At 66.8% G+C, this 22,538-nt stretch carries 16 protein-coding genes; 7 read left to right on the top strand and 9 right to left on the bottom strand.

Annotated elements, in window-relative coordinates; all coding sequences use genetic code 11:
* Window positions 1-82 precede the first annotated feature (82 nt).
* Window positions 83-1,096 (top strand): LacI family DNA-binding transcriptional regulator, encoded by a 1,014-nt coding sequence (locus tag JX001_RS14595; protein ID WP_017505134.1) that lies wholly within the window; start codon window positions 83-85, stop codon window positions 1,094-1,096.
* Window positions 1,097-1,101: 5 nt separating this feature from the next.
* On the opposite strand, the gene JX001_RS14590 is transcribed toward JX001_RS14595, so the two are convergent.
* On the bottom strand, window positions 1,102-2,745 hold the full coding sequence (locus tag JX001_RS14590; protein ID WP_241004670.1) for an alpha-amylase family glycosyl hydrolase: 1,644 nt from the start codon (window positions 2,743-2,745) through the stop codon (window positions 1,102-1,104).
* On the bottom strand, window positions 2,742-4,559 hold the full coding sequence (locus JX001_RS14585) for an alpha-amylase family glycosyl hydrolase (RefSeq protein WP_241004669.1): 1,818 nt from the start codon (window positions 4,557-4,559) through the stop codon (window positions 2,742-2,744). The genes JX001_RS14590 and JX001_RS14585 overlap by 4 nt, the downstream gene beginning before the upstream one ends.
* Window positions 4,560-4,848: 289 nt before the next feature.
* Here JX001_RS14585 and JX001_RS14580 point away from each other — a divergent pair, with 289 nt between their 5' ends.
* Both JX001_RS14580 and JX001_RS14575 read left to right on the top strand, forming a co-directional pair.
* The gene (locus JX001_RS14580; protein ID WP_205681553.1) at window positions 4,849-7,698 is read left to right on the top strand and encodes a TonB-dependent receptor; all 2,850 of its coding nucleotides are present in this window, start codon (window positions 4,849-4,851) and stop codon (window positions 7,696-7,698) included.
* A gap of 200 nt (window positions 7,699-7,898) precedes the next feature.
* The gene (locus JX001_RS14575; RefSeq protein ID WP_205681552.1) at window positions 7,899-9,173 is read left to right on the top strand and encodes a sugar MFS transporter; all 1,275 of its coding nucleotides are present in this window, start codon (window positions 7,899-7,901) and stop codon (window positions 9,171-9,173) included.
* Between the two features lie 69 nt (window positions 9,174-9,242).
* Here JX001_RS14575 and JX001_RS14570 read toward each other — a convergent pair whose 3' ends face one another.
* Window positions 9,243-9,707 (bottom strand): TetR/AcrR family transcriptional regulator, encoded by a 465-nt coding sequence (locus tag JX001_RS14570; RefSeq protein WP_066624271.1) that lies wholly within the window; start codon window positions 9,705-9,707, stop codon window positions 9,243-9,245.
* A 273-nt stretch (window positions 9,708-9,980) separates the two neighbouring features.
* Here JX001_RS14570 and JX001_RS14565 point away from each other — a divergent pair, with 273 nt between their 5' ends.
* From JX001_RS14565 to JX001_RS14550, 4 genes are all read left to right on the top strand, one after another.
* Window positions 9,981-11,183, top strand: a complete 1,203-nt coding sequence (locus JX001_RS14565) for an efflux RND transporter periplasmic adaptor subunit (protein ID WP_205681551.1) — start codon at window positions 9,981-9,983, stop codon at window positions 11,181-11,183.
* Between the two features lie 3 nt (window positions 11,184-11,186).
* The gene (locus tag JX001_RS14560) at window positions 11,187-14,465 is read left to right on the top strand and encodes an efflux RND transporter permease subunit (protein ID WP_205681550.1); all 3,279 of its coding nucleotides are present in this window, start codon (window positions 11,187-11,189) and stop codon (window positions 14,463-14,465) included.
* Complete coding sequence (locus tag JX001_RS14555; RefSeq protein WP_205681549.1) at window positions 14,465-15,898, top strand: efflux transporter outer membrane subunit; 1,434 nt, start codon at window positions 14,465-14,467, stop codon at window positions 15,896-15,898. Before JX001_RS14560 ends, JX001_RS14555 begins: the two co-directional genes overlap by 1 nt.
* Before the next feature lie 151 nt (window positions 15,899-16,049).
* Window positions 16,050-16,253 carry a hypothetical protein gene (locus tag JX001_RS14550; protein ID WP_235551219.1) on the top strand — a complete coding sequence of 68 codons (204 nt, stop codon included), beginning with the start codon at window positions 16,050-16,052 and terminating at the stop codon, window positions 16,251-16,253.
* 7 nt (window positions 16,254-16,260) lie between these two features.
* Here the strand turns inward: JX001_RS14550 and JX001_RS14545 are convergent, their stop codons facing one another.
* The 6 genes from JX001_RS14545 to JX001_RS14520 are packed head-to-tail and all read right to left on the bottom strand — an operon-like array spanning window position 16,261 to window position 22,524.
* Window positions 16,261-16,437, bottom strand: coding sequence for a hypothetical protein (locus tag JX001_RS14545; protein WP_174085204.1), 177 nt, complete (start codon window positions 16,435-16,437; stop codon window positions 16,261-16,263).
* Window positions 16,438-16,488: 51 nt separating this feature from the next.
* Window positions 16,489-17,604 carry an HlyD family secretion protein gene (locus JX001_RS14540; protein ID WP_205681548.1) on the bottom strand — a complete coding sequence of 372 codons (1,116 nt, stop codon included), beginning with the start codon at window positions 17,602-17,604 and terminating at the stop codon, window positions 16,489-16,491.
* Window positions 17,605-17,617: 13 nt separating this feature from the next.
* On the bottom strand, window positions 17,618-19,318 hold the full coding sequence (locus tag JX001_RS14535) for an MFS transporter (protein WP_205681547.1): 1,701 nt from the start codon (window positions 19,316-19,318) through the stop codon (window positions 17,618-17,620).
* The gene (locus JX001_RS14530; RefSeq protein WP_205681546.1) at window positions 19,318-19,893 is read right to left on the bottom strand and encodes a TetR/AcrR family transcriptional regulator; all 576 of its coding nucleotides are present in this window, start codon (window positions 19,891-19,893) and stop codon (window positions 19,318-19,320) included. The genes JX001_RS14535 and JX001_RS14530 overlap by 1 nt, the downstream gene beginning before the upstream one ends.
* Window positions 19,894-19,939: 46 nt before the next feature.
* On the bottom strand, window positions 19,940-20,449 hold the full coding sequence (locus tag JX001_RS14525; RefSeq protein WP_205681545.1) for a GNAT family N-acetyltransferase: 510 nt from the start codon (window positions 20,447-20,449) through the stop codon (window positions 19,940-19,942).
* Window positions 20,446-22,524, bottom strand: a complete 2,079-nt coding sequence (locus JX001_RS14520; RefSeq protein ID WP_205681544.1) for a S46 family peptidase — start codon at window positions 22,522-22,524, stop codon at window positions 20,446-20,448. Before JX001_RS14520 ends, JX001_RS14525 begins: the two co-directional genes overlap by 4 nt.
* Window positions 22,525-22,538 lie beyond the last annotated feature (14 nt).

Raw genomic sequence — 22,538 nt, 5'->3', positions numbered from 1 at the left:
CTTGCCAACCGCCGCGAACGGTGGCTGAAATATTTGCAGAAAATTTTGCAGCTTCACCATGCTGCTGTGAGGACCCGCGACGTTGAGCCGCAAGACAACCCGTCTGGAAGACATCGCCCGCCTGGCTGGCGTGTCCATCGCCACCGCCTCGCGCGCCCTGAACGACAGCCCCGCGGTCAACGATCGCACCAAACAGACGATCTGGAAGCTGGCCAAGGAACACGACTATCCGTTCCGCCGTCACATGCCCGCCGGCCCGATCGGCGCCCAGGGCACCATCGCCCTGGTGGTGCCGCGTCCGCAGGGGCGCGAAGGGCGCCTCAGCGACCCATTCTTCCTGGAGCTTCTGGCTGGCGTTGGCGAGGCGGCGCGCGAACGCGGCTGCGACCTGCTGATGAGCCATATCTCGCCCGCCAACTATGACGAACTGTCGGCCGCGCTGAACACCAGCCGGGCGGACGGCGTGATCTTCCTGGGCCAATCCAGCCTGCACTCGGCCTTCAACCGGCTGGTCGACGCCGATCATCGTTTCGTCGTCTGGGGCGCCGAACTGCCCGACCAGGACTATTGCTCCATCGGCTCGGACAACATCTCCGGCGGGCGACGCGCGACGCTGCATCTGGCGCGGCTGGGGCGAAAGCGCATCGTCTTCCTGGGCGATCTGGATCCGCCCGAGGCCATGCAGCGTCACCGCGGCTATCTGGACGCCTTGAGCCAGAGCGGGCTGGACGTGGACGCCGACCTGATCGTGCCTGCGCATTTCGAGGTCGAATCCGCCGAGGCCGCTGTGGACGCCCTGATCCGACGCGGCCTGGATTTCGATGGCGTCGTGGCCGCGTCCGACCAAATCGCGCTCGGAGCCGTAAGGGCTTTGTTGCACGCCGGCGTCGAGGTGCCTGGCCAAGTCTCGGTCATCGGTTTCGACAATGTGCCGTTCAGCCGTTACTCGCGCCCGGCGCTCAGCACTATCGCCCAGGACACCATGAAGGCCGGCCGGTTGATGGTGTCCAAACTGCTGGATCACGGCGGCGCCGCAGCAGGCCGTTCCGAGCGCGTTCCGACCGAGCTGATCGTTCGCGAGACCTGCGGCGGCTGACCCCGTCATCCGGCGTCGGCGAAGATCAGGCCGGCCAGCGGCCTCAACGTCGATCCGTCCGCCTCGGTCCAGTTGACCGCCGCGATCCGGCGCGCGCCGGCAGGCGCGGACCAGTCTACGGCCTCGAAGCCCAGGTTGAACACGCACAGCAGACGCTCGCCGCCCTCTACCCGTTCGAACCGGCGGAAGACCAACAGGTCGCCCGCGCTCTCGATCTCCAGCCCTCCGGTCCGCAGCGCCGGATGGGCTTGACGCAGGGCGATGATGCGGCGCGCGGCGTGCAGGATTGAAGTTGGGTCCGCCTCTTGCGCATCCACGGCCAGCGCCAGATGACGCGGATCGACCGGCAGCCAGGGCTCGACCGTCGAGAAGCCGGCGTTGGGCGCCGAGGCCACCCACGGGATCGGCGTGCGGGCGCCGTCGCGGCCCAGTGTCTCGGGCCAGTTGGCGATGGCCTCGGGATCGACCAGCCGCTCGAACGGCACCTCGGCCTGAGGCAGGCCCAACTCCTCGCCCTGATAGACGAAGACATTGCCGCGCAGGCACATCAGCAGCAGCAGGGCCATTTCCGAAAACGCCTTCTCGTCGCGGCCCTTGGCCCAGCGCGACACGGCGCGCGGCGCATCGTGGTTGGAGAAGGTCCAGGACGGCCAGCCCTCGCCCTGCTGATCCGGCCACATCCCATCGCCCACGCCGATCAGTTCGCTCTTCAGCGTATCGGCGTAGAGATAGAGGAAGCCGTAGGCCGAGTGCAGACGGTCGTTCCCGGCGGTGAATTCCTTCATCTCGCGATCGGCGTGATCGCCGCCGACCTCCGCCACCGTGAACCGGCCTTCATAGCTGTCGGTCAGGGCGCGGATGCGGTTCAAGAAGCCGATGATGTCCGGGTGGGACTGATTGTAAATCTTGTCCTGGAAATCGAACGGCCGCGTGCGCTTCTTGCCGTCCTGGATCGGCGGATTGTCGCGCAAGGACGGATCGTGGATCGCGAAGTTGATCGCGTCCAGTCGGAAGCCATCCACCCCCCGATCCAGCCAGAACCGCGCCGCCGCGAGCAGGGCGTCCTGAACCGCCGGGTTCCTGACGTTCAGCTGAGGCTGGGAGGCCAGGAAGTTGTGCATGTAGTACTGGCCGCGCCGCGCGTCCCAGGTCCAGGCCGGGCCGCCGAACACCGACTGCCAGTTCGAGGGCGGAGAGCCGTCCGGCTTGGCGTCGGCCCAGACGTACCAGTCGGCATGGGCGCCATTTCGGCTGGCGCGGCTGTCGGTGAACCAGGGATGTTCGTCCGAGGTGTGAGAAAACACCTGATCGATGACGACCTTCAGCCCCAAGGCATGGGCGCGCACGATCAGGGCGTCGAAGTCGGCCAACGTGCCGAAGATCGGATCGACGTCGCAATAGTCCGACACGTCATAGCCGAAGTCCTTCATCGGCGACGTGAAGAAGGGCGACAGCCAAATGCCATCCACGCCTAGAGAGGCGACATGGTCGAGGTGCTGAGTAATCCCCTTCAGATCGCCGACGCCGTCGTCGTTGGAGTCGGCGAAGCTGCGCGGATAGATTTGATACAGCACCGCGCCGCGCCACCAGTCGTGCGCCAATGCGGGGGCGGCGTCAGCCGTGGAAAGATCGAGGGGCAGGGCAGTCACGGCACGCTCTTGCAGACGAGGTAATCGAGGGGGGGCACGCGAACGGCGACGCTGGCGGGTGCGGAGGATTCAGGTGCGCAATCGCCGCGCAGAGCTTGCCACCGCAGCGAGCCGGGCTCCACCTCGACTTGAGCGGTGACGGGCGCAGTGGAGGTGTTGAACAGGGCCAAAACTTCCGATCCGTCCTCGCCGATGCGAGACATTGCGAACAGACCCGGCTTGTCGCCATAGGCGCGCACGACCTGACGGCCGCGTCGCAGGGCCGGCTCCGCGGCCCGAATGCGGGTCATCTCTGCGATCGCCTGGTAGAGGGGGGCCTCCGTGGAATAGGCCGGCTGGCGACCGCCGACCGGCGTTTCGTTCGCATAGACCGGCGTGCGGCTGGGCCACATGTCCTGGCGCGAGTTTCCGTATCCGCCCGCGCCGGCGAAGCCCTGTGCATCCCCGTAATAGAGCGTGGGCACGCCCCGGCTGAACATCATCAGGGCATGGGCCAGTTTGATGCGCGCCAGCACCTCGGCGTCGTCGGCGTTCGGATTGGCCTGTTTCACGAAGAAGCCGACCCGGCCCATGTCATGGTTGCCCAGGAAGGTCGGCAGGATGGCGGCGGTCTCGGCGCCCTTGTCATAGATCGTGTCGGCGTCGAACAGCTTGGCCAGGGCATCCGTCCCGACCTTGCCGGCCGCTACATCGGTCGCCTGCTTCTGGAACGGGAAGTCCAGCACCGCCGGATAGCCGTCGACCCGCGTGAACCGCGCCGTCACCGCCGGATCGGGATCATAAACCTCGCCGAAGATGTGGAAGTTCGGGATGCCCTTGGCCTCGGCGCGGGCGATCATGGCGGGGATGAAGGCTTGCCAGAAGCCCGGGTTCACATGGCGGGCGGTATCGATGCGGAAGCCGTCGATCCCGTATTTGTCGATCCAGCCGCCGAAGATGTCGATCATGCCCTGGATGACCACCGGGTCCTCGGTCAGCAGGTCGTCCAGCCCGGCGAAGTCGCCGTCCAGGCTGCTTTCGCCGGTGAAGGTGCTCTCGCCCCGGTTATGATAGTGGATCGGGTCGTTCAGCCAGGCCGGAACCTTGGCGTTCTCTTCGCCCGCCGGGACATAGGGCGTGTAGGCGTAGTCGGGCCGCGTCAGGCGCGAGAAGTCGCGACCGTCGAAGCCCTCGTTGATCGGTGCACCGTCGACGCCGCCGCGACGGGTGTAGGGATAGTCGGCGCGACTGCGATAGGCGCAGCGGCCTTCCGGGCATTCGCGATACTGGATGACGTCGGCGGTGTGGTTGGCGACTATGTCCAGATAGACCTTCATCCCGCGCGCATGGGCCGCCTCGACCAGGGCGCGCATCGCAGCCTCGTCGCCGAAGTGCGGATCGACGGCGGTGAAGTCGGTGATCCAATAGCCGTGGTGCGCCGCGCCGGTGTAGTCGCCATGGCTCTGCACCGGCTTGTTCTTGAACACGGGCGCCAGCCAGACCGCCGTCGCACCGAGGCCCTGGATATAGTCCAGCTGTTGGGTCACGCCGGCCAAGTCGCCGCCGTGATAGAAATCGGTATCGGCCGGATCGAACCCGCTTTTCAGCCGGTCAGCGGCGTAACCGCCGTGGTCGTTCGTTGCATCGCCATTGGCGAACCGATCCGGCAGCAGGAAGTAGATCACCTCGTCCTGAGGCAGGCGTTGACGCAGGGCCGACAGGACGTCTTCAGCCTGGCGGGTTTGCGCCGTCGTCGGCGTTGCACAGCCGCTCATCAGAGCCGCCGCCACCAACGCCGCGTGCAGTCCGGCCCTTCTGGGGGTTCCCCTCGCCATGACGCTCACTCCCTTGCGTCTGGAAAGTGCAAAGCCTTCCAGATCGATTTGCAAGATTTTGCAGCAATGTGCGGGGCTGTCAACGCGTCGCTGAAATGCTGCCATGCGTCATGATGACAGCACGAAACCGCACATTTGCGGGTGTTGACGGGCTGTGAACCGGCATGAAGTGCGACGGAAATCAGACGTCCGCATTAACTGCTTGCAACATTCCCGAAGATTTGCATATTTTTGCGACGGCTTCAGATCGCGACGTTCAGAATCGCGGTCAGCCCCAGGGAGGATGACCATGTTCCAACGTCTCAACCGGCGCGCGCGCCTGCTATCCGGCGTCGCCTTCGGCGCAGCCGCCCTGATGGCGGTCGGCTCGGCCCACGCACAAACTGCGCCTGCCACGACGGCGCAGGCCGACGACCAGGCCACGGAAGTCGGCGAAATCGTCGTCACCGGCATTCGCCGTTCGATCGAAGCCGCGATCTCGGCCAAGGCGAACAACACCTCGATCGTCGAAGTCATCTCGGCCGAAGACATCGGCAAGCTGCCGGACGTTTCGATCGCTGAATCCCTGGCGCGCCTTCCCGGCGTGACGATGCAGCGCCTCGACGGCCGCAGCCAGGCGATCTCCATCCGTGGTTTGGGCCCCGATTTCACGACCGCCCTGCTGAACGGCCGCGAACTGGTCACCACCGGCGACAACCGCGGCGTCGAGTTCGACCAGTTCCCCGCTGAACTGCTGAACAGCGTCGTCGTCTACAAGACCCCGGACGCGGCCCTGATCGGCCAGGGCCTGGGCGGCACCGTCGACCTGCGCACCGTTCGCCCGCTGGCCTACGGCCGCCAGGCCATCGCAATGAACTATCGCCACGAGTGGAACGAGATCGGCGCCCTGAACTCGGGCACGACCGACAACGGCGACCGCTACACCATCTCCTACATCGACCAGTTCCTTGACGGTACGCTAGGCGTGGCCCTGGGCTACGCCCACATGAGCTCGCCCTATCAGTCGGAGCGCTTCAACGCTTGGGGCTATCCAAACTACACGGACGGCAATCTGCTGACCGGCGGCGTGAAGCCCTATGTGATGTCGTCGGAGCTGGAGCGCGACGGCTATATGGGCGTGCTGGAATGGCGCCCGAACGATCGCATCCACTCCACGATCGACGCCTTCTATTCCGAGTTCAAGAACACCCAGGTTCTGCGCGGTATCGAATTCCCGCTGGCTTGGGGTGGCTTGGCCGAAAATCCCAACCGCAGCACCAATCCTGTCGTTCTGGGTGGCTGTCAGATCACTAACAATGTCGCGACGCCAAACGTCTGCCGTCCGGCGCCGTCGCTGCGTCCCGGCTACACCGTCGAAGACGGCCTCATCGTCGCCGGCACCTGGGACAACATCAAGGGCGTCGTTCGTAACGACCTGAACAAGCGCGACAGCAACATCACCGCCCTGGGTTGGAACACCGAGTTCACGCTCAGCGACGATTGGTCGGCGAACCTGGACCTCAGCTATTCGAAGGTCGAGCGTAACGACATCATCCTGGAAACCAACGCCGGCACCGGCCGCAACATCAACGGCGCGCTGGACACCCTGGGCTTCCAACTGACCGGCGACGGCGTGACCCGCTTCACCAGCCAGCTGAACTATGCCGATCCCACGCTGATCAAGATCACCAGCCCGCAAGGCTGGGGCGGCGACGTGATCCCTGAGGGCCAAGCCGGCTATATGAACACCCCGTCCATTGAGGACGAGATCAAGGCTGCGCGCTTCTCGGTGACCCGCGAGCTGCACCAGAGTCCGTTCAAGTCGATGGACTTCGGCTTCAACTACACCGAACGCCAGAAGACTTTCGTCAACGATCAATACTACCTAGGCGTCCCCGGCGGCGGTGATCTGACGGTGCCCTCGGCCTTCCTGCTGGACCCGACCGACCTGGGCTATCTCGGCATTAGCGCAGTGCTGAGCTATGACGCTCTCGGCCTGGTCAACAGCGGCGCGTTGAACCGCATCCGCAACCCGAACGCCGACGTCACCGCAGGCAACTGGGAAGTGACGGAAAAGGTCTCGACCGCCTATGTCCGCGCCAACATCGACCACAACCTGTTCGGCCGCGCCCTGACCGGCAACGTCGGCATGCAGTTCGTCTATACTGACCAAAGCTCCAGCGGCTTCTCGGCGCGTCAGGTTGGACCCGGAGTGGCCGAAACTATCGCGGTGACGGGCGGCGACGACTATCTGGAAATCCTGCCCAGCGCGAACTTCATCCTGGAAGCCGGCGAAGACATGTTCGCGCGTTTGGCGGTTTCGCGCACCCTGGCCCGTCCGCGCATGGACGACATGCGCGCCTCGCGAAACTACAGCTATAACCCCGGCCAGGCCCTATCGACCGACATCAATCGTTCTCCGTGGGGCGGCGGTGGCGGTAATCCGGAACTGCGGCCGTTCATCGCCGACGTGATCGACGTGTCGTTCGAGAAGTATTTCGCCAATCGCAAGGGCTACATCTCGCTGGCGGCCTTCTACAAGAACCTCGAAAGCTACGTTTATAATCGCAATCAGATCTTCGACTTCACTGGCTATCCGATCGGCGTGATTTCGCCGACGAACCCCGAGCCGGCGTTGCGTCAAGGCTTGGTCGGCGCGCCCGACAACGGCGAAGGCGGTTGGATCAAGGGTCTCGAGCTTTCGATCTCGGCGCCGTTCGACATCTTCCATCCGGCCCTGGAAGGTTTCGGCGCCCAGTTCAGCGCCTCGACCACGGACAGCGAAGTTCAGCCGGATCCGACTCAGGCGCCGACCGCCCTGCCGGGTCTGTCGGAAAACGTGATCAACGGTTCGCTCTACTATGAGCGTTATGGCTTCCAGTCTCGCATTTCGGCCCGCTATCGCTCGGATTACCTGGGCGAGGTCGCCGGCTTCGGCAACGGCCGCACCCTGCGTTCGGTCGCGGCGGAAACCGTGGTCGACGCCCAGGTCGGCTATGAGTTCCAGTCCGGTCCGCTGGAAGGCCTGTCGGTTCTGGCTCAGGTCAACAACCTGACCGACGAGCCGTTCAAGACCTTCGAGAACGGCGATGAGCGCCGGACCATCGACTATCAGCACTACGGCCGCACCTTCGCAGTCGGGCTGAACTACAAGTTCTGATTTCCCCTCTCTTCTGAGCAAACTTGGGCCGCCGCGTTCGCGAGGCGGCCCTTTTCTTTTGCCTGCGCCACGGGCCGGCGGAAAAGTTTCGTTACAGAGGGCGCTTTTCGGCTGGACGCGCCTTTCGCGATGTCCGAACCAAGCAGGATGAGAACCGCGCGACCACAGCGCGGCCGTTCGATTTCAATGGGGGATCATCCATGACCGTTCCGGACGCCGGAAAACGCCAGGGCGCAGGCCTGGCCTTCGCCTATGTCACCACGCTGTTCTTCGCCTGGGGCTTTGCGACCTCGCTGATCGATCCGCTGATCGCGGCGGTGAAGCGGGTGTTCGACCTGAACAACGCCGAGGCCTTCCTGACGACCTTCGCCTGGTTCATCGCCTACGGGCTGATGTCGCTGCCGGCCGCCTCGGTCCTCAGCAAGCTGGGCTACAGCCGCTCGATCATCGGGGCCCTGATCGTCATGGTCGCGGGCTGCCTGATCGTGCCGGCCGCCACCGCCGCCGACTGGTATCCCGGCGTGCTGATCGCCCTGTTCGTCATCGCCTCGGGCGTGACCCTGCTGCAGGTCGCGGCCAATCCGCTGGTCGCTGAACTCGGCAGCCCCAAGGGCGCCTCCAGCCGTCTGAACCTGTCGCAGGCCTTCAACTCGCTGGGTACGACCGTTGGCCCCTGGCTGGGCTCGCACGTCCTGCTCACGGGCGGCGTCTTCGCCGCCGGCGCCGTCGTCACCGCCGCGACCCGCACCCAGTCGCTGCGCAGCATCGACATGGCCTTCCTGGGCATGGGCGCCTTCTTCGCCTTGATCGCCGTCTTCATCTTCACGGCGCGCAAGAAGATCAATGCGGCGGCGCCTGAATCGCACAATGCGGTCTCGCCGCTGAAGGCGCTGTCGTCGCCATGGGCCGTGTTCGGCGCCTTGGCCATCTTCCTCTACGTCGGTTCCGAAGTCGCCATCGGCGGCATGCTGACTAACTTCCTGGAAAGCCCCGACATCCTGAACGCCCCCATCGAGACGGCGGGCAAGATGGTCGCCCTGTACTGGGGCGGCGCCATGGTCGGCCGCTTCATCGGCTCTGCCGTCCTGACCAAGGTGCGCCCCGGCATCGTCCTGGCCTTCTGCACCGTCGCGGCGGCCGTCCTGTGCCTGACCGTCAGTCAGATCGGCGGTCCGACGGCGGCTTATGCCGTTCTGTCGATCGGCCTGTTCAACTCGATCATGTTCCCGACCATCTTCACCCTGACGCTGGAGCGCTCGACCGCACCGACTTCGGCGACGTCGGGCCTGCTGGTGTTCGGCATCATCGGCGGCGCCCTGCTGCCCCAGGTCGCGGCGCACATCGCGGATGCGGCCGGCAAGCTTCAGCCCGCCTTCATCGTGCCGATGCTGGGCTACGTCGGCCTGACCATCTTCGCGATCGGCTGCATCCGCACCAAGGCGCGGACCGAAGTGACCTCCACCGCTTCGCACTGAGCCGGTCGCCAGACAATACAAAGGGCGCGGAGGTCAGCCTCCGCGCCCTTTTTCATTTCGGCGATGGGGTCAGCCGTCGATCAGGGACTGAAGAATGGGCGCCAGTCGGTCGCGCATCTCCTCGCATTGAGCGGGTTCGATATTGAAGCTGCCGCCGCCCAGTTCGCGACTGACCGACATGCCCATGATGAAGCCGGCCAGGAGACGCGCGCGGACCGTGGCGTCCGGCCCGCTCAGCCACTCCTCAAGCGGGCCGAAGAACCTCTGGGTGCAGGTGTTCTGAACCATCTCCGACGCCTTGGCCGAGCCGATGGAGCGCAGCATGATCGACATGCCCTTCAGCTTTTCGGCCTTCTTGGGTTCGAAGACGATCTCGTGGGCCACGCGCCGGCCGAACTCGCCCTTTTCACCCTGCATAAGCGCGCTGCCGTCGCCGCAACTGTCCAGCGCGGCGAGGAACAGATCGTCCTTGGAGCCGAAGTAGCGGCTGATCAGGGCCGCATCGACGCCCACGTCGCGGGCGATGTCGCGCATGCCCACGTCGTCATAGCTCTCGGCCGCGAATCTCTCGCGCGCAGCATCGAGAATGGCCGTGCGCGTGGCGGCGGCGTTTCTCGGGCGTGGGCCGGGACATAACAAGGTGATGACACTCCACAGACAATAACCGTAGAGCACATATGGCTTTGTCAACGCCTGTTGACAAGCGCCACCGCGCCGACCATTAAGTCACCACGCGTTGACAAGGCCGACTCCCCATCGGCCTTCGTCCGCACGACAGGGATTTACCTCCGACAGGGAGATGCGCAGATGCGCGGGCTGAAGATTGCGGCGGTATCCGTCATGGTGACGGGTGCCCTTTATGGTTGTTCGCCAAAGGCCGAGGCGCCGGCGCAGGGCGCGCCGCCTGTGACGGTGGCTGTGCCGCTGAAGCAGCAGGTGCGGGACTGGGACGAGTTCACCGGCCGTTTCGAGGCGGTCTCCAGCGTGGACGTGCGCGCTCGCGTCGGCGGCTATATCCAGGCGGTCCACTTCCGCGACGGTCAGATGGTCCAGAGGGGCCAGCTGCTGTTCACTCTGGATCCGCGCCCGGCCCAGGCCGCCTTGGCCCAGGCTCAGGCGCAGGTAGCCCAGGCTCAGTCGCAACTGTCGCTGGCCCGCGCCAACCTGGCTCGCAGCGAGGCTCTGCTGGCCTCGCAGGCGGTATCCAAGGCCGAGTATGATTCCAACAAGGCGGCCGTCGATGCGGCTCAGGCCAATCTGGCGGCCGGCAACGCCGCCGTCCGTAATGCCCGCCTGAACCTGGAATACACTCGGGTCACCGCGCCGGTTTCGGGCCGCGTGTCCGACCGCCGCGTCGATCCGGGCAATGTCATCGCCGGAGGGTCGTCGGCCGGCGACATCCTGACCACCATCATCTCGGGCGGCCCGATCCACTTCGTCTTCGACGGCTCGGAAGCGGTCCTGCTGAAATACCTGCGTCAGGGCGGCGCCAATCAGGGCGCGACGGTCAATGTCCGTCTTCAGGACGAAAGCACCTATAAGCACACCGGCCGTCTGGACTTCTCGGACAACGCCGTGGACACCGCCTCGGGCGTGATCCGCCTGCGCGCGATCCTGCCCAACGCTGACGGTTTCTTGCGTCCCGGCATGTTCGGCAGCGCCCAGGTCGCGGGCGCCGGCGCCTATGACGCCCTGCTGGTGCCCGATTCGGCCATCGGCACGGATCAGGCCCGCCGCACCGTCGCCGTGGTCAACGCCGACGGCACCGTGACGAACAAGGCCGTCCAACTCGGCCCGATCGTGCAGGGCTTGCGCGTCGTCCGTTCCGGCCTGGCCCCGACCGACCGCGTCATCATTGCGGGTCTGCAACGCGCCGCCCAGCCGGGCTCCAAGGTCACGCCCAAGAACGGCAAGATCGAACCCGTCGCCGGCGATGCGTCCCAGGCGCCCGTCACCCAGTCGGCGCCCGCGTCCAGCGCCTCCTTCGCCAACAGCCTGCCGGCCGGCTAAGCCATGAACATCTCCCGCTTCTTCATCGACCGGCCGATCTTCGCGGCCGTGATCGCGGTGGTGATCTCCATCATCGGCATCGCCGCCTATCCGCTGCTGCCGCTGTCGCAGTACCCGGAAATCGCGCCGCCGACGATCACCATCAACGCCGCCTATCCGGGCGCCTCGGCCGAGACCCTGGCCGAAACCGTCGCCGCCCCCATCGAGCAGGAGGTGAACGGCGTCGAGAACATGCTCTACATCTCCTCCTCGTCCACGTCGGACGGGGCGGTGGCCATCACCGTGACCTTCCAGCCCGGCACCGACCTCGACGCCGCACAGGTGCTGGTCCAGAACCGGGTGGCGCTAGCCGAGCCCCGTCTTCCCGAGGCGGTTCGCCAGACGGGTGTCGTGGTCAACAAGGCCGAGAGCGGCTTCCTGATGATCCTGGGCCTGACGTCGCCCGACGGCACCCTGGATAACGACTATGTCGGCAACTACGCCAACTCCACGCTGCGGGACCGCCTGCTGCGGATCGACGGCGTGGGCGCGGTTCAGGTGTTCGGCGGCGGCAACTATTCGATGCGCGTCTGGATCGACCCGGCCAAGGCGGCCGAGCGTGGTCTGACGGGTCCGGAGATCGTCTCCGCCCTGCGCGCCCAGAACGTCCAGGCCGCCGCCGGCTCCATCGGCCAACCGCCGTTCCCCAACAGCGCGGCCGCCTTCCAACTGCCGGTCCAGGTCCAAGGCCGTCTCAGCGATCCCAATGAGTTCGCCAACGTCGTGCTGAAGACGGACGCTCAGGGCCGCGTCACCTATCTGCGCGACGTGGCGCGGATCGAACTGGGCGCCCAGGACTACGGCATCCGCGGCTTCTTCGACGGCCAGCGCGGCGTCGGCATCGCCATCGTTCAGCAGCCGGGCGCCAACGCCCTTGGCACCGCCGACCGCGTCCTGAAAGAGGTCGAGGCCCTGAAGTCCGAAGTGCCCGCCGGCATGAAGGTGGACGTGCCCTACAACCCGACCGAATTCGTCGCCGCCTCGGTGGAGTCGGTTCAGCACACCCTGGTCGAAGCCGTCATCCTGGTCATCATCGTGGTCATGGTCTTCCTGCAGACCTGGCGCGCGGCCATCATCCCCATCGTCGCCATTCCCGTCGCCCTGGTCGGCACCTTCGCGGTGCAGCTGGCTCTGGGCTATTCGATCAACTCCCTGTCTCTGTTCGCCCTGGTCCTTGCGGTCGGCATCGTCGTCGACGACGCCATCGTCGTGGTCGAGAACGTGGAGCGGGCCATCGGTGAGGGGCTCAGTCCCAAGGAGGCCGCCTATCGATCGATGCAGGAGGTTTCCGGCGCCCTGATCGCCATCGGCCTGGTGCTGGTGTCGGTCTTCGTGCCGACGATGTTCGTGCCCGGCATCCCCGGCATCTTCTATCGCCAGTTCGCGGTGGTTATCGCCTCGGCCTCGGTCATCTCGCTGTTCGTGTCCCTGACCCTGTCGCCGGCCATGGCCGCCCTGCTGCTGAAGCCGCACAAGAAGGATCATGAGCACGCTCGCAAGCCGGGCGTCCTGGGCACGGTCGTCTATTATGGCGGCTGGGCCGGGCGGAAGTTCAACGAGGGCTTCGACTGGCTGTCGGATCGTTACGGCCGCCTGACCGCGCGTCTGGTGCGCACGGTCGGTCTGGTGCTGATGATCTACGCCGGTCTTCTGGGCCTGACCGCCTGGCGTCTGGTCGACACCCCCTCGGGCTTTATTCCTGAACAGGACCAAGGCTTCCTGATCGGCGTCATCCAACTGCCGGCCGGCGCATCTCTGGACCGCACCCAGGCGGTGATGGAACGCGCCACCAAGATCATCCAGGGCACCGCCGGGGTGAACGGCACCGTGGCCTTCGCCGGTCTGGACGGCTCCAGCTTCTCGTTCGGCTCCAACGCCGCCACCATCTTCGTTCGCCTGAACGGCTTCGAGGAACGCTCCAAGGAAGAGGCCGCCACGGCCTTGGCCGGCGCCATCACCCAGGCGACCGGACAGATCGAGGATGCGCAGATCTTCGTCATCGCCCCGCCGGCGGTCCAGGGTCTGGGCACCGGCAACGGCTTCTCGATGATGATCCAGGACCGCGAAGGCGCCGGCTATCGTCCGCTGGAAGGCGCGACCTTCGCCATGATGGGCGCCGCCGCCCAGAAGCCGACCGAGGTCAGCCAGGTCTTCTCGACCTACAACACGGCCTCGCCGCGCATCACCGCCGACGTCGATCGTGACAAGGCGCTGATGCTGGGCGTCCAACCCAGCTCGGTGTTCGACACCCTGGGCGTCTATCTGGGTTCGTCCTACGTCAACGACTTCAACATGCTGGGCCGCACCTTCCGGGTGACGGCGCAGGCGGAGCCGACGGCGCGCGACGACATCGCCGATATCGCCAATCTGAAGACCAAGTCGTCCACGGGCGCGATGGTGCCGATCGGGTCGGTGGCCAATCTGGTGAACGATTCCGGCCCGGCGCGGATCGTGCGCTACAACCTGTTCCCGGCGGCCGAGCTTCAGGGCAACGCCGCAGCGGGAGTCTCTTCCGGCGAGGCGCTGCAGATCATGGAAACCATGGCCGCCCAGACCTTGCCGCAGGGCTTCTCCTACGAGTGGACGGGTCTGGCCTATCAGCAGAAGGCGGCGGGTTCCGGCGCGACGGCCATCTTCTTGATGGCGGTGGTGTTCGTCTTCCTGGTCCTGGCGGCTCAGTACGAGGCGTTCACGCTTCCGCTCGCGGTCATTCTGATCGTGCCGATGTGTCTGCTGGCGGCCATCATCGGGGTGAACCTGCGTGGCCTGGACAACAACATCCTGGTCCAGATCGGCTTGGTCGTTCTGATCGCCTTGGCGGCCAAGAACGCCATCCTGATCGTCGAGTTCGCCAAACAGGCCGAGGAAGAGCAAGGCATGAACCGGTTCGAGGCTGCGGTTGCCGCCGCCAAGACCCGTCTGCGTCCGATCCTGATGACCTCCTTCGCCTTCATCCTCGGCGTCGTGCCGCTGATGCTGGCCTCGGGGCCGGGCGCGGAGATGCGTCAGTCGCTGGGCACGTCCGTCTTCTCTGGCATGCTGGGCGTGACCTTCTTCGGCCTGATCTTCACCCCGGTCTTCTATGTGGTCAGCCGCTGGCTGTCCTCGAAACTGCCGCAAGGCAAGAAACCGACCCCGACGCCTGACCGTCCTTCGGACCGGCCCGTGCGTTATGACGAAACCAGCGACCTGACCGATTCGAACGCGCCTGCGCCCGCGACCGGCCGGGGAGGGGACATCTGATGACCCGCAACAAGACCCTCAGCTTCCTGACCGCCGCAGCCTCCAGCGCCCTGCTGGCCGCCTGCGCGGTCGGGCCCAAGGCGCCGATCGCCGACCTGCCCGTCGCCGGCACGGGCGCCTTCGTCGGCTCGGCCAGCCCCACTGTCTCGACCGCTGCGGCGCGCGACGACTGGTGGCGGCTGTACGAAGACCCCACGCTGGACGCCCTGGTCCAGCAGGCCTTCGCCGAAAATAACCAGCTAGAAGCCGCCTTCGCCAATCTGCGCGCGGTTCGGGCGTCGTTGTCGGAGGCCCGCGTCGGCCGTTTCCCGACCACGACGACCAGCGCCCAGGCCCAGCGCAGCCGCGCCTCGGCCGCCACGGTCCAAGGCCTGCCCGCAGGGCAAGATGCGCCCGAAATCGACACCTATGACGTCGGCATTCAGGCGGCCTATGAGGTCGACCTGTTCGGACGGGTGGAATCCACCATCCGCGCCGCTCGCGCCGACGCCCGCGCCGCCGAGGCCGCTCTGGCCACGGTCCAGGTGACGGTCGCGGCCGAGACGACACGCGCCTATGCCGACACCTGCTCGGCCAATGCGCAGATCGCGGTCGCCGAACGGACGCTGGAACTGCAACGCAACACCGCCAACCTGACCCAGACCCTGCTCGACGGCGGGGCGGGCACGGGGCTGGACGTGGCCAGCGCCCGCGCGGCCCTGGCCCAGACGGCGGCGACCCTGCCGACCCTGCGCGCGGCCCGTAACGAGGCCCTGTTCCGCCTCGCGACCCTGACCGGCCGCACCCCGGCCGAGGCCAGCCAGGCCGCCGCCGCCTGCGTGCGTCCGCCCCAGCTCAGCCAGCCGATCCCGGTCGGCGATGGCGCCGCGCTTCTGGCCCGCCGCCCCGACGTGCGCCAGGCCGAGGCCGAACTGGCCGCCGCCGCCGCGCGCGTGAACGTGGCGACCGCCAACCTGTTTCCGCAGATCAGCCTGGGCGGATCGTTCGGCTCCACCGCGCTGGACGCGGGTGAACTGGGCGACGACCAGAACTTCCGCTTCAGCTTTGGTCCGCTGATCAGCTGGTCCTTCCCCAACGTCTTCGCCGCCCGCGCTCAGATCAAGGCCGCCGGCGCCCGTTCGGACGCCGCCCTGGCGAACTTCGACCAGACGGTGCTGACGGCCCTGCAGGAGACGGAAACGGCCCTGTCCAACTACGCCAACGAGCTGGACCGCCGTGCGGCCCTGACCGAAGCCAGGGACCAGGCCGCCCGCGCCGCCGACCTGTCGCGCCTGCGCTTCAACGCCGGCGCTGACAGCTTCCTCCTGGTGCTGGATGCCGAACGTACACAGGCGGCGGCGGACGCCGCTTTGGCCCAGTCCGACGCCTTGGTCACGACCTATCAGATCGCCCTGTTCCGCGCCCTGGCCGGGGGTTGGCAGGCCGACAGCTGATCGCGTCGCGATACTGAAACAAGGGGGCCGGGCGACGTATCGCCCGGCCCTTTTTCGTTCGTCCACAGTTTGGCGACTGTCTGGGTGTTCTGCATTTGTTCCATTCATGCTCTAACCATCTGCGGCGGTCGGCGGCGTGATGGAGGATCAGATGAACGACGGAATCCTGGCCCATATGATGGCCGAACTGGATGCGGAGCTGGCGCGGGCGGAGCCGTCCTTGCCCGCCCATCCCGAACATACGCGCCAGACCGAGATCATGCGCGCCCTGGCCTTGGGGCTAGGGAACTTCGAGCGGATGCGGGCGCACGACGTGCATCTGCTCGCCGCCAGCCTCTCGCAACGATCGGCCTGATTCGGCGTCAGGGTTTGCGCTTGAAGGTGTCGCCGATCTCAGCGGCGTCCGGACCGTCCGGTCCCGCGCTTTGGCGCTCGGCCTGACCGACCGCCTTCGTTGCCTTCTCAGAGGTCAGCGCGTCGGGCTTGCCGGCCGGGTCGGCGCCGTTCTCTTCACGACCCTTGGTCTGTTCGCGGTCCATGGTGCTCTCCGTTGCTGGGAGAGGTAGCGCGATGGGGAGCTGCGCGTTCCGTCAGCCGGCCGTATTGACCTTCGCCACCACCGACATGCCCGGCGCCAGACGCTCGGTGGCGGGCTGGTTCGGGTCGATGCGGATGCGGACCGGGATGCGCTGGGCGACTTTGGTGAAGTTGCCGGTGGCGTTGTCGGGGCGGATGACGCTGAACTCCGATCCCGCGGCGGGGGCGATGCGTTCGACACGGCCGCGCAGGGTCTGGCCGCCCAGGGCGTCGACGGTGATCTCGACCGGCTGGCCGACGCGGATGTTCTTCATCTGCGTCTCCTTCATATTGGCCGTGACCCATACCACGTCCGGCACCAGACCCATCAGCTGGGTGCCCGCCGTCACATACTGGCCCTGGCGCACGCCGATCTCGCCCAGACGGCCGGCGCGGGGGGCGACGATGCGGGTGTTTGCCAGGTCGATCTGAGCCAAACGCACGGCGGCCTGGGCGTTCTCGACGGCGGCGGCCAGGCTGTCGCGGCCGACGACGGCGGAGGTGACGCCGGTCTGGGCGATGCCTTCGGCGGCGCGGGCCTGGGCGACCTGGGCCTGGGCGCTGCGCAGGGCGGCTTCGGCCACGTCCACATTGGCCTGGGCGACCCAGCCGCCGGCCTTCAGGGTGCGGGCGCGCTCAGCGTCGGCCTGGGCCCGCGTCAGCGTGGCTTCGGCGGCGGCGATGGAGGCGCGCTGCTGGGCCACCGATCCGCGAGCCGACGCCTGGGTCTGGGCCGAGTTGGACAGGGCCGCCTGGGCCGAGTGCAGGCTGGCCTCGGCCTGCTCCAGCCGCTGGCGATAGATGCGGTCGTCCACCTGAGCCAGCAACTGCCCCTGTTGGACGGTCTGGAAGTCCTGGACCGGCACCTGGACGACATAGCCGTTCACCTGCGGGCTGATGATCGTCACCTGACCGCGCACATAGGCGTTGTCCGTACGCTGGATCGCGCCCCGGAAGGGCGGCAACTGCCAGGCGTACAGCACCATCAGAACGCCCAGCAGGGCGACCCCGGCGGCGATGACGGTCCACATGACGTTCTTCTTCGGCGCAGGCGCAGGTGGAGCAGCGGCGGGCGCTTGCGGGGCGGCGGAGGCGGACGAGGCGGGGGCGGGCGGGGCGGCGTCGGTCATTGTGGGTCTCGGTTCAGTCGGCGGCGGCGACGGCGGCGCTCTGGACCGCAGCGTCTGCATTGTTGTTGTTCTTGGCGTCGCGGCGCGCCTTCCAGCGCGGCCGCAGGTGGGTGACGGTCACCCAGGCGGAGCCCAGGGCCGCGATCACGGCGATGACCAGAAAGACGTCGTTGTAGGCCAGCACATTGGCCTGTTGCGTCACCTGTCGGCCCAGCAGGACGGCGCCTTCGGCCTTCGCCAGCGCGGGGTCCGTTATCGTAGAGGCATAGGCGCCCGACAGCTGGCGCAGCCGCAAGGCCACCTGCGGGTCCAACGCCGAAATCCCGGCCGCCAGCTGGTTGGAATGGTATTTCTCGCGGAGGATCTGAAGCGTCCCGGTCAGGGCCGAACCCGCCAGACCGCCGACGTTCTGAAGCACGCTGAACATGACGATGAAGCTGATCAGGTTCTGCTTGCCCTGGGTCAGCACCTTGACGATGCCGATCATCAGCGCCGGGCCGATGAACATGGCCGAGGCGAAGGCGATTAGGGCCTGGCTGAAATACAGCTGCGCCGGGCGCGTCAGGACCGTCGAATGGCTGTCGATCCAGGCGCCGACCGCGATCAGCGCCAGGGCGATGGCGATCGGCTTGTTCAGCTTCTCCATATTCAGGGTGAAGGCGCTGACCAGGGTGCCGGCGATCATCGACAGCAGAATGACGACGAACAGGCCGTGAAGCTGATCCGGTCCCAGCCCGACGACGGTCAGGAAGCCCACCGCGCCGGATGTCTGTTCCGACAGAACCATGCGGATCAGCAGGATCGCCCCGAACAGGCGCAGCAGGTCCGGCCCGGTCAGCCAGCGGGTGTTGATCAGCGGGTTCTTGCGATTGTGCTCGACCAAAAAGGCGGCGGTCAGCAGGATGACGGAGCCGATCAGGGCCCAGCCGATCCAGGCGGCCTGCGTCCACCAGACGATCCGTCCCAGACCCAGGGCCGCGCACAGCAGGGCCACGCCGGGCGCAAACAGGCCGAAGGTCAGGAAGTCCAGCCGGTCGAACACGCGCAGCCGCTCGGACGGCGGCAGCTTGACCACCTGCACCGCGCCCCAGGCGACCAGGCACAGGCCCAGCTCGAACATATAGAAGGCGCGCCAGTCGCCCAGCTGGAGCAGGCCGGGCATGACCAGGCGCGAAATCGGCACGGCGAAGCTGGCCAGGCCGATGCCGATGATCAGCCCCTTCAGCCTATGCGCCGCCGGGAAGGCCTGGATGATGTAGAGAAAGCCCAAGCTGCTCAGCCCCGCGCCGGCCATGCCGGCGATGGCCCGCACCAACAGGGTCGATTGATAGTTGTCGACGAACAGGTGAGCAGCGCAGACCAGCACGAAAGCGCCCAGGAAAATCTGGGTGAACAGACGCAGGCCGTACTGCATCCGGAACTTGACCAGGATCAGGTTCATGCAGGCGTTGGTCATGACGAAGACGACCGGCAGCCAGGCGGCCTCGGTGATCGTGATCCCCAGCGAGCCTTGCAGGTTCTGGATATTGGCGGTGACGGCGGCGTTGCCCAGCGATCCGACCATGGCGACCAGCAGGCCGGTCAGGGCGTACTGGATCCGCATCGGCCAGGCGTGATCGGGCGTGGCGGGCGAGCCGGGCATCATCGGCCGCTCGTGCGGCTTCAGCGTCTCGACATACTGTTCCCAGGGCAGGTGCCAGTTGTTGCGAGCCATCAGCGCAGCCCCCCGCGCGGTCTCAGCCCGTCAAGAACAAGCGCGCGGGTGCGCAGCGACACGGCCTGACGCTCGGCTTCGTCGGCACCCTGAAAACCGGCGCCCAGCAGGGTGGCGATCAGACGGATGTCCATCGGCCGCAGATCCTCCCTCACCAGGCCGGCGGCCTGGGCCCGCTTCAGCGGTGCGGCGCCCGCCTCCATCAAGCTCTGCCGCAAGGGGGTAAGCGCATCTGGCGACCGCACGTTCCGCACGACGCCGGCCAGTCCCGCATTGCGCACCATGTCCTCGGCCAGGCGGTCCAGAAACCAGAAGAAGGCCTGCGGATCATCGCCCTGTTCGGCGGTGCGCCGACCCAGGTCTGCGACGTCGGCCTCCAGCACCGCCAGGGCCAGTTCCGTGCGGTCGGAGAAGTGCCGATACAGGGTGCCGCGCCCCACCCCGGCCCGTTCGGCAATCAGATCCAGGGGCGCATCCAGTCCCTGATCGGCGAAGACCGCGCGCGCGGCCTCCAGCACCGCCGCCCGGTTCAGAGCGGCGTCCTTACGGACAGGTTTTTCGGCAGGGCGCGTCATGGTGAGGCGCGTAAATGGACACGACTGTCCGTTTTGCAAGGGGCGGCTAGAGCGCTTTTTCCAGCACCGCGAATTCCAGCTCGGGCCGTGGCGGGTCGACGGGGAAGGGGCGGGTTTCGCCGGTGGGGGCGTAACCGCGTCGTTCGTACCAGGCGATCAGTTCGGTTCGGCGGTGAATGACTGTCATCTCCATGCGGCGCGCGCCGAACCGCGCGATCGCCTCGCTTTCGGCGGCCGAGAGCAGACGACGGCCGAGGCCGGACGCCTGCAAGGTCGGCTCGACCGTCAGCATGCCGAGATAGGCCAGGTCGTCCCCGGCGCGAGCGACCTGGACGCAGCCGATCGGCGCGCCGTCGCGATGGGCCAGCAGGATGACCCGGTCGGGATCGGCGATCAGAGCCGACAGCTCCGCCGCGCTGGTGCGATCATCGAACAGCAGGTCCGCCTCGTGCGTCCAGCCGGCCTTGGCGGTGTCGCCGCGATAGGCGCGCTCGATCAGCGGATGCAGCGCGGCGACGTCGTCGGACGTCGCCGCGCGTATGGCGATCTGCGTCACCGGCTGACGCCCAGCTCCGTCAGCAGATGATCCATCCCATAGACGTCGCGCAGGGCCACGGTGACGGCCTGGGTGGTGACGATCACGCTGCGGTTGGTGTTGCGGTCATAGCCATATGCGTTGCGCTGGGTCAGGACGGTGGAGTCGAAATTGGCCCCGATGATCTCGCCCCGGGCGTTGACCGCCGGCGAGCCGGACGAACCGCCGATGGTGTCGGTCGAGACGGCCATGTCCATCACCGCGTTCGGATCGATCCGGTCCTTGGCGGCCATCAGCTTGGGCGCGACCTTGAACGGCTCGGCGCCGGTGGCGCGGTCCCACAGGCCGGCGAAGGTGGTGAAGGCGCCGAAGCGCTGGCCCGGTACGTCGGAGCCTTCGACCTTGCCATAGGTCAGGCGCAGGGTGCCGGTGGCGTCGGGATAGACGGCGTCGCCATAGGCGGCGAAGCGAGCGGCCGCCAGCTGTTCCGACGCGCGGTCGGTCGGCGCCTTGACCTTGTTCTCCCATTCCGTGCGAACGGCGCGGGCGTCCGCGTCGATCGACAGTACATACTGGATCATCGGATCGTCCGACGCCTGAACCGTCGCCAGGCCGCCGGTCCACAGGGCGCGACGCACGGCTGGATCGGCCAGCTTGGTGCCCGAGACGACACGGGCCGACAACGCTTCGGGGCTTTCCTTGCCCAGCAGGGTGCGAACATAGGGGCTGTCCACCGTCAGCCATTCGCGCGTCTTGGACAGCCACCATTCCAGCCGGATCTGCTCCAGCTCGGGATAGGTCGGCCGCTCGGCGAACAGGCCGGATTCGACGCCCGGCAGGCGGCTGTCGGCGAACTCGGCCAGACGCTGGTCCGACGGCTTGGCCCGCTCCTGCGCGCCGCGCACGATGGCCTTGGCCCACTGGAACAGCTGCGATCCGCCGGCGACGGAGGTGGTCCCCAGGCCCGTGCCGCCTTCCAGCAGGGCGGTCGGCGCATAGAGTTCACGCGCGATGGGCTGGACCGCTTCCAGCGCGCCCCAGGGATCGGGACCATTGCCGTTGGCGGCGGCGTAGCGTTGCATGAAGTCGACCTCGGCCGCCGCCTTGGCCTGGATGAACTGGGCGTCGGTCAGGGCGCGCATACGGCCCAGGCCGCGCTTGTAGGTGTTCTCCACGCCCACGATCGGGTCCATGGCGATAAAGGCCTGGTCCTCGCCCTCTTCGGAATAGCGGATCAGACGGCCGCGCAGCTCCGAGGCGATCAACTGATCCAGCGGCAGGACCACGTCGCGGATGGTCGCCAGCTGATCCATCGTCAGCAGGCGCTGGGTCGCGCCGGGATTGCCGGTGATGAAGACGGCCTCGCCCTCGGTCGGCTTGTCGGCGTTCCAGGCGAAGTGGACCGGCGTCTCGACTGGCTTGCCGTCTTCGTACAGACGGATGAAGGCCGCATCGATGGCGAAGCGGGGGAAGGAGAAGTTGTCCAGGTCGCCGCCGAAGGTCGCGGCGCGATCTTCCGGCGCCCAGGCCAGGCGCACATCGCTGTATTTGCGGAACTTATAGAGTTTGAACTGGCCGCCCCGGTACAGGCTGACGACCTGGCAGCGGATCTTGGGTTCGTTGCCGCAGGCTTCGGTCTCGATCCGCCCGGCCTCGGCCTCGCGCGCTTGGGTGAAGGCCTGGCCCTCAAGCCCTTCGCCAGCCTTGTGCATCCGCTCGGTGACATCGGAGATGTCGGTCAGGATCTCGGCCGTGGCGCCGGGGCATTTGCGCTCTTCCTCGCGCGTCTTGGGCGTAAAGCCCGTCTCGCCGTACTGCTGCTGCGGCGTGGACAGGTTGGCTACGCAGGTGGCGACGCAGTGGTTGTTGGTCATCACCAGACCCTGGCCTGACACCACCCCCGCCGAACAGCCGCCGAACTTCACCGACGACAGCCGCACCCGATCCAGGAAGGCCTGATCGATATTGGTCCCCAGCGTCTGGTTGGCGCGGGCGATGGGGAAGTTGTCGTAGGTCCACATGCCTTCCTCGGCGCTGGCCGAGCTGGCGGCGGCGAAAGCGAGAACGGCGGCGGAGGCGAGGAGAAGAGGGCGCATGTGCGGTGTCCTTT

The organism is Brevundimonas fontaquae (assembly GCF_017086445.1).
Lineage (GTDB): Bacteria > Pseudomonadota > Alphaproteobacteria > Caulobacterales > Caulobacteraceae > Brevundimonas > Brevundimonas fontaquae.
Note: the sequence above shows the minus strand (reverse complement) of the source record. Positions and strands in the feature narration are given on the sequence as shown.

Bases quoted from the DNA above. Each gene is read 5' to 3' on its own strand.
- JX001_RS14580 (WP_205681553.1), top strand. From the start codon at position 4,849: ATGTTCCAACGTCTCAACCGGCGCGCGCGCCTGCTATCCGGCGTCGCC.
- JX001_RS14540 (WP_205681548.1), bottom strand. From the start codon at position 17,604: ATGACCGACGCCGCCCCGCCCGCCCCCGCCTCGTCCGCCTCCGCCGCC.
- JX001_RS14570 (WP_066624271.1), bottom strand. From the start codon at position 9,707: ATGCGCGACATCGCCCGCGACGTGGGCGTCGATGCGGCCCTGATCAGC.
- JX001_RS14585 (WP_241004669.1), bottom strand. From the start codon at position 4,559: ATGGCGAGGGGAACCCCCAGAAGGGCCGGACTGCACGCGGCGTTGGTG.
- JX001_RS14555 (WP_205681549.1), top strand. From the start codon at position 14,465: ATGACCCGCAACAAGACCCTCAGCTTCCTGACCGCCGCAGCCTCCAGC.
- JX001_RS14545 (WP_174085204.1), bottom strand. From the start codon at position 16,437: ATGGACCGCGAACAGACCAAGGGTCGTGAAGAGAACGGCGCCGACCCG.
- JX001_RS14535 (WP_205681547.1), bottom strand. From the start codon at position 19,318: ATGGCTCGCAACAACTGGCACCTGCCCTGGGAACAGTATGTCGAGACG.
- JX001_RS14530 (WP_205681546.1), bottom strand. From the start codon at position 19,893: ATGACGCGCCCTGCCGAAAAACCTGTCCGTAAGGACGCCGCTCTGAAC.
- JX001_RS14520 (WP_205681544.1), bottom strand. From the start codon at position 22,524: ATGCGCCCTCTTCTCCTCGCCTCCGCCGCCGTTCTCGCTTTCGCCGCC.
- JX001_RS14565 (WP_205681551.1), top strand. From the start codon at position 9,981: ATGCGCGGGCTGAAGATTGCGGCGGTATCCGTCATGGTGACGGGTGCC.
- JX001_RS14550 (WP_235551219.1), top strand. From the start codon at position 16,050: ATGAACGACGGAATCCTGGCCCATATGATGGCCGAACTGGATGCGGAG.
- JX001_RS14560 (WP_205681550.1), top strand. From the start codon at position 11,187: ATGAACATCTCCCGCTTCTTCATCGACCGGCCGATCTTCGCGGCCGTG.
- JX001_RS14575 (WP_205681552.1), top strand. From the start codon at position 7,899: ATGACCGTTCCGGACGCCGGAAAACGCCAGGGCGCAGGCCTGGCCTTC.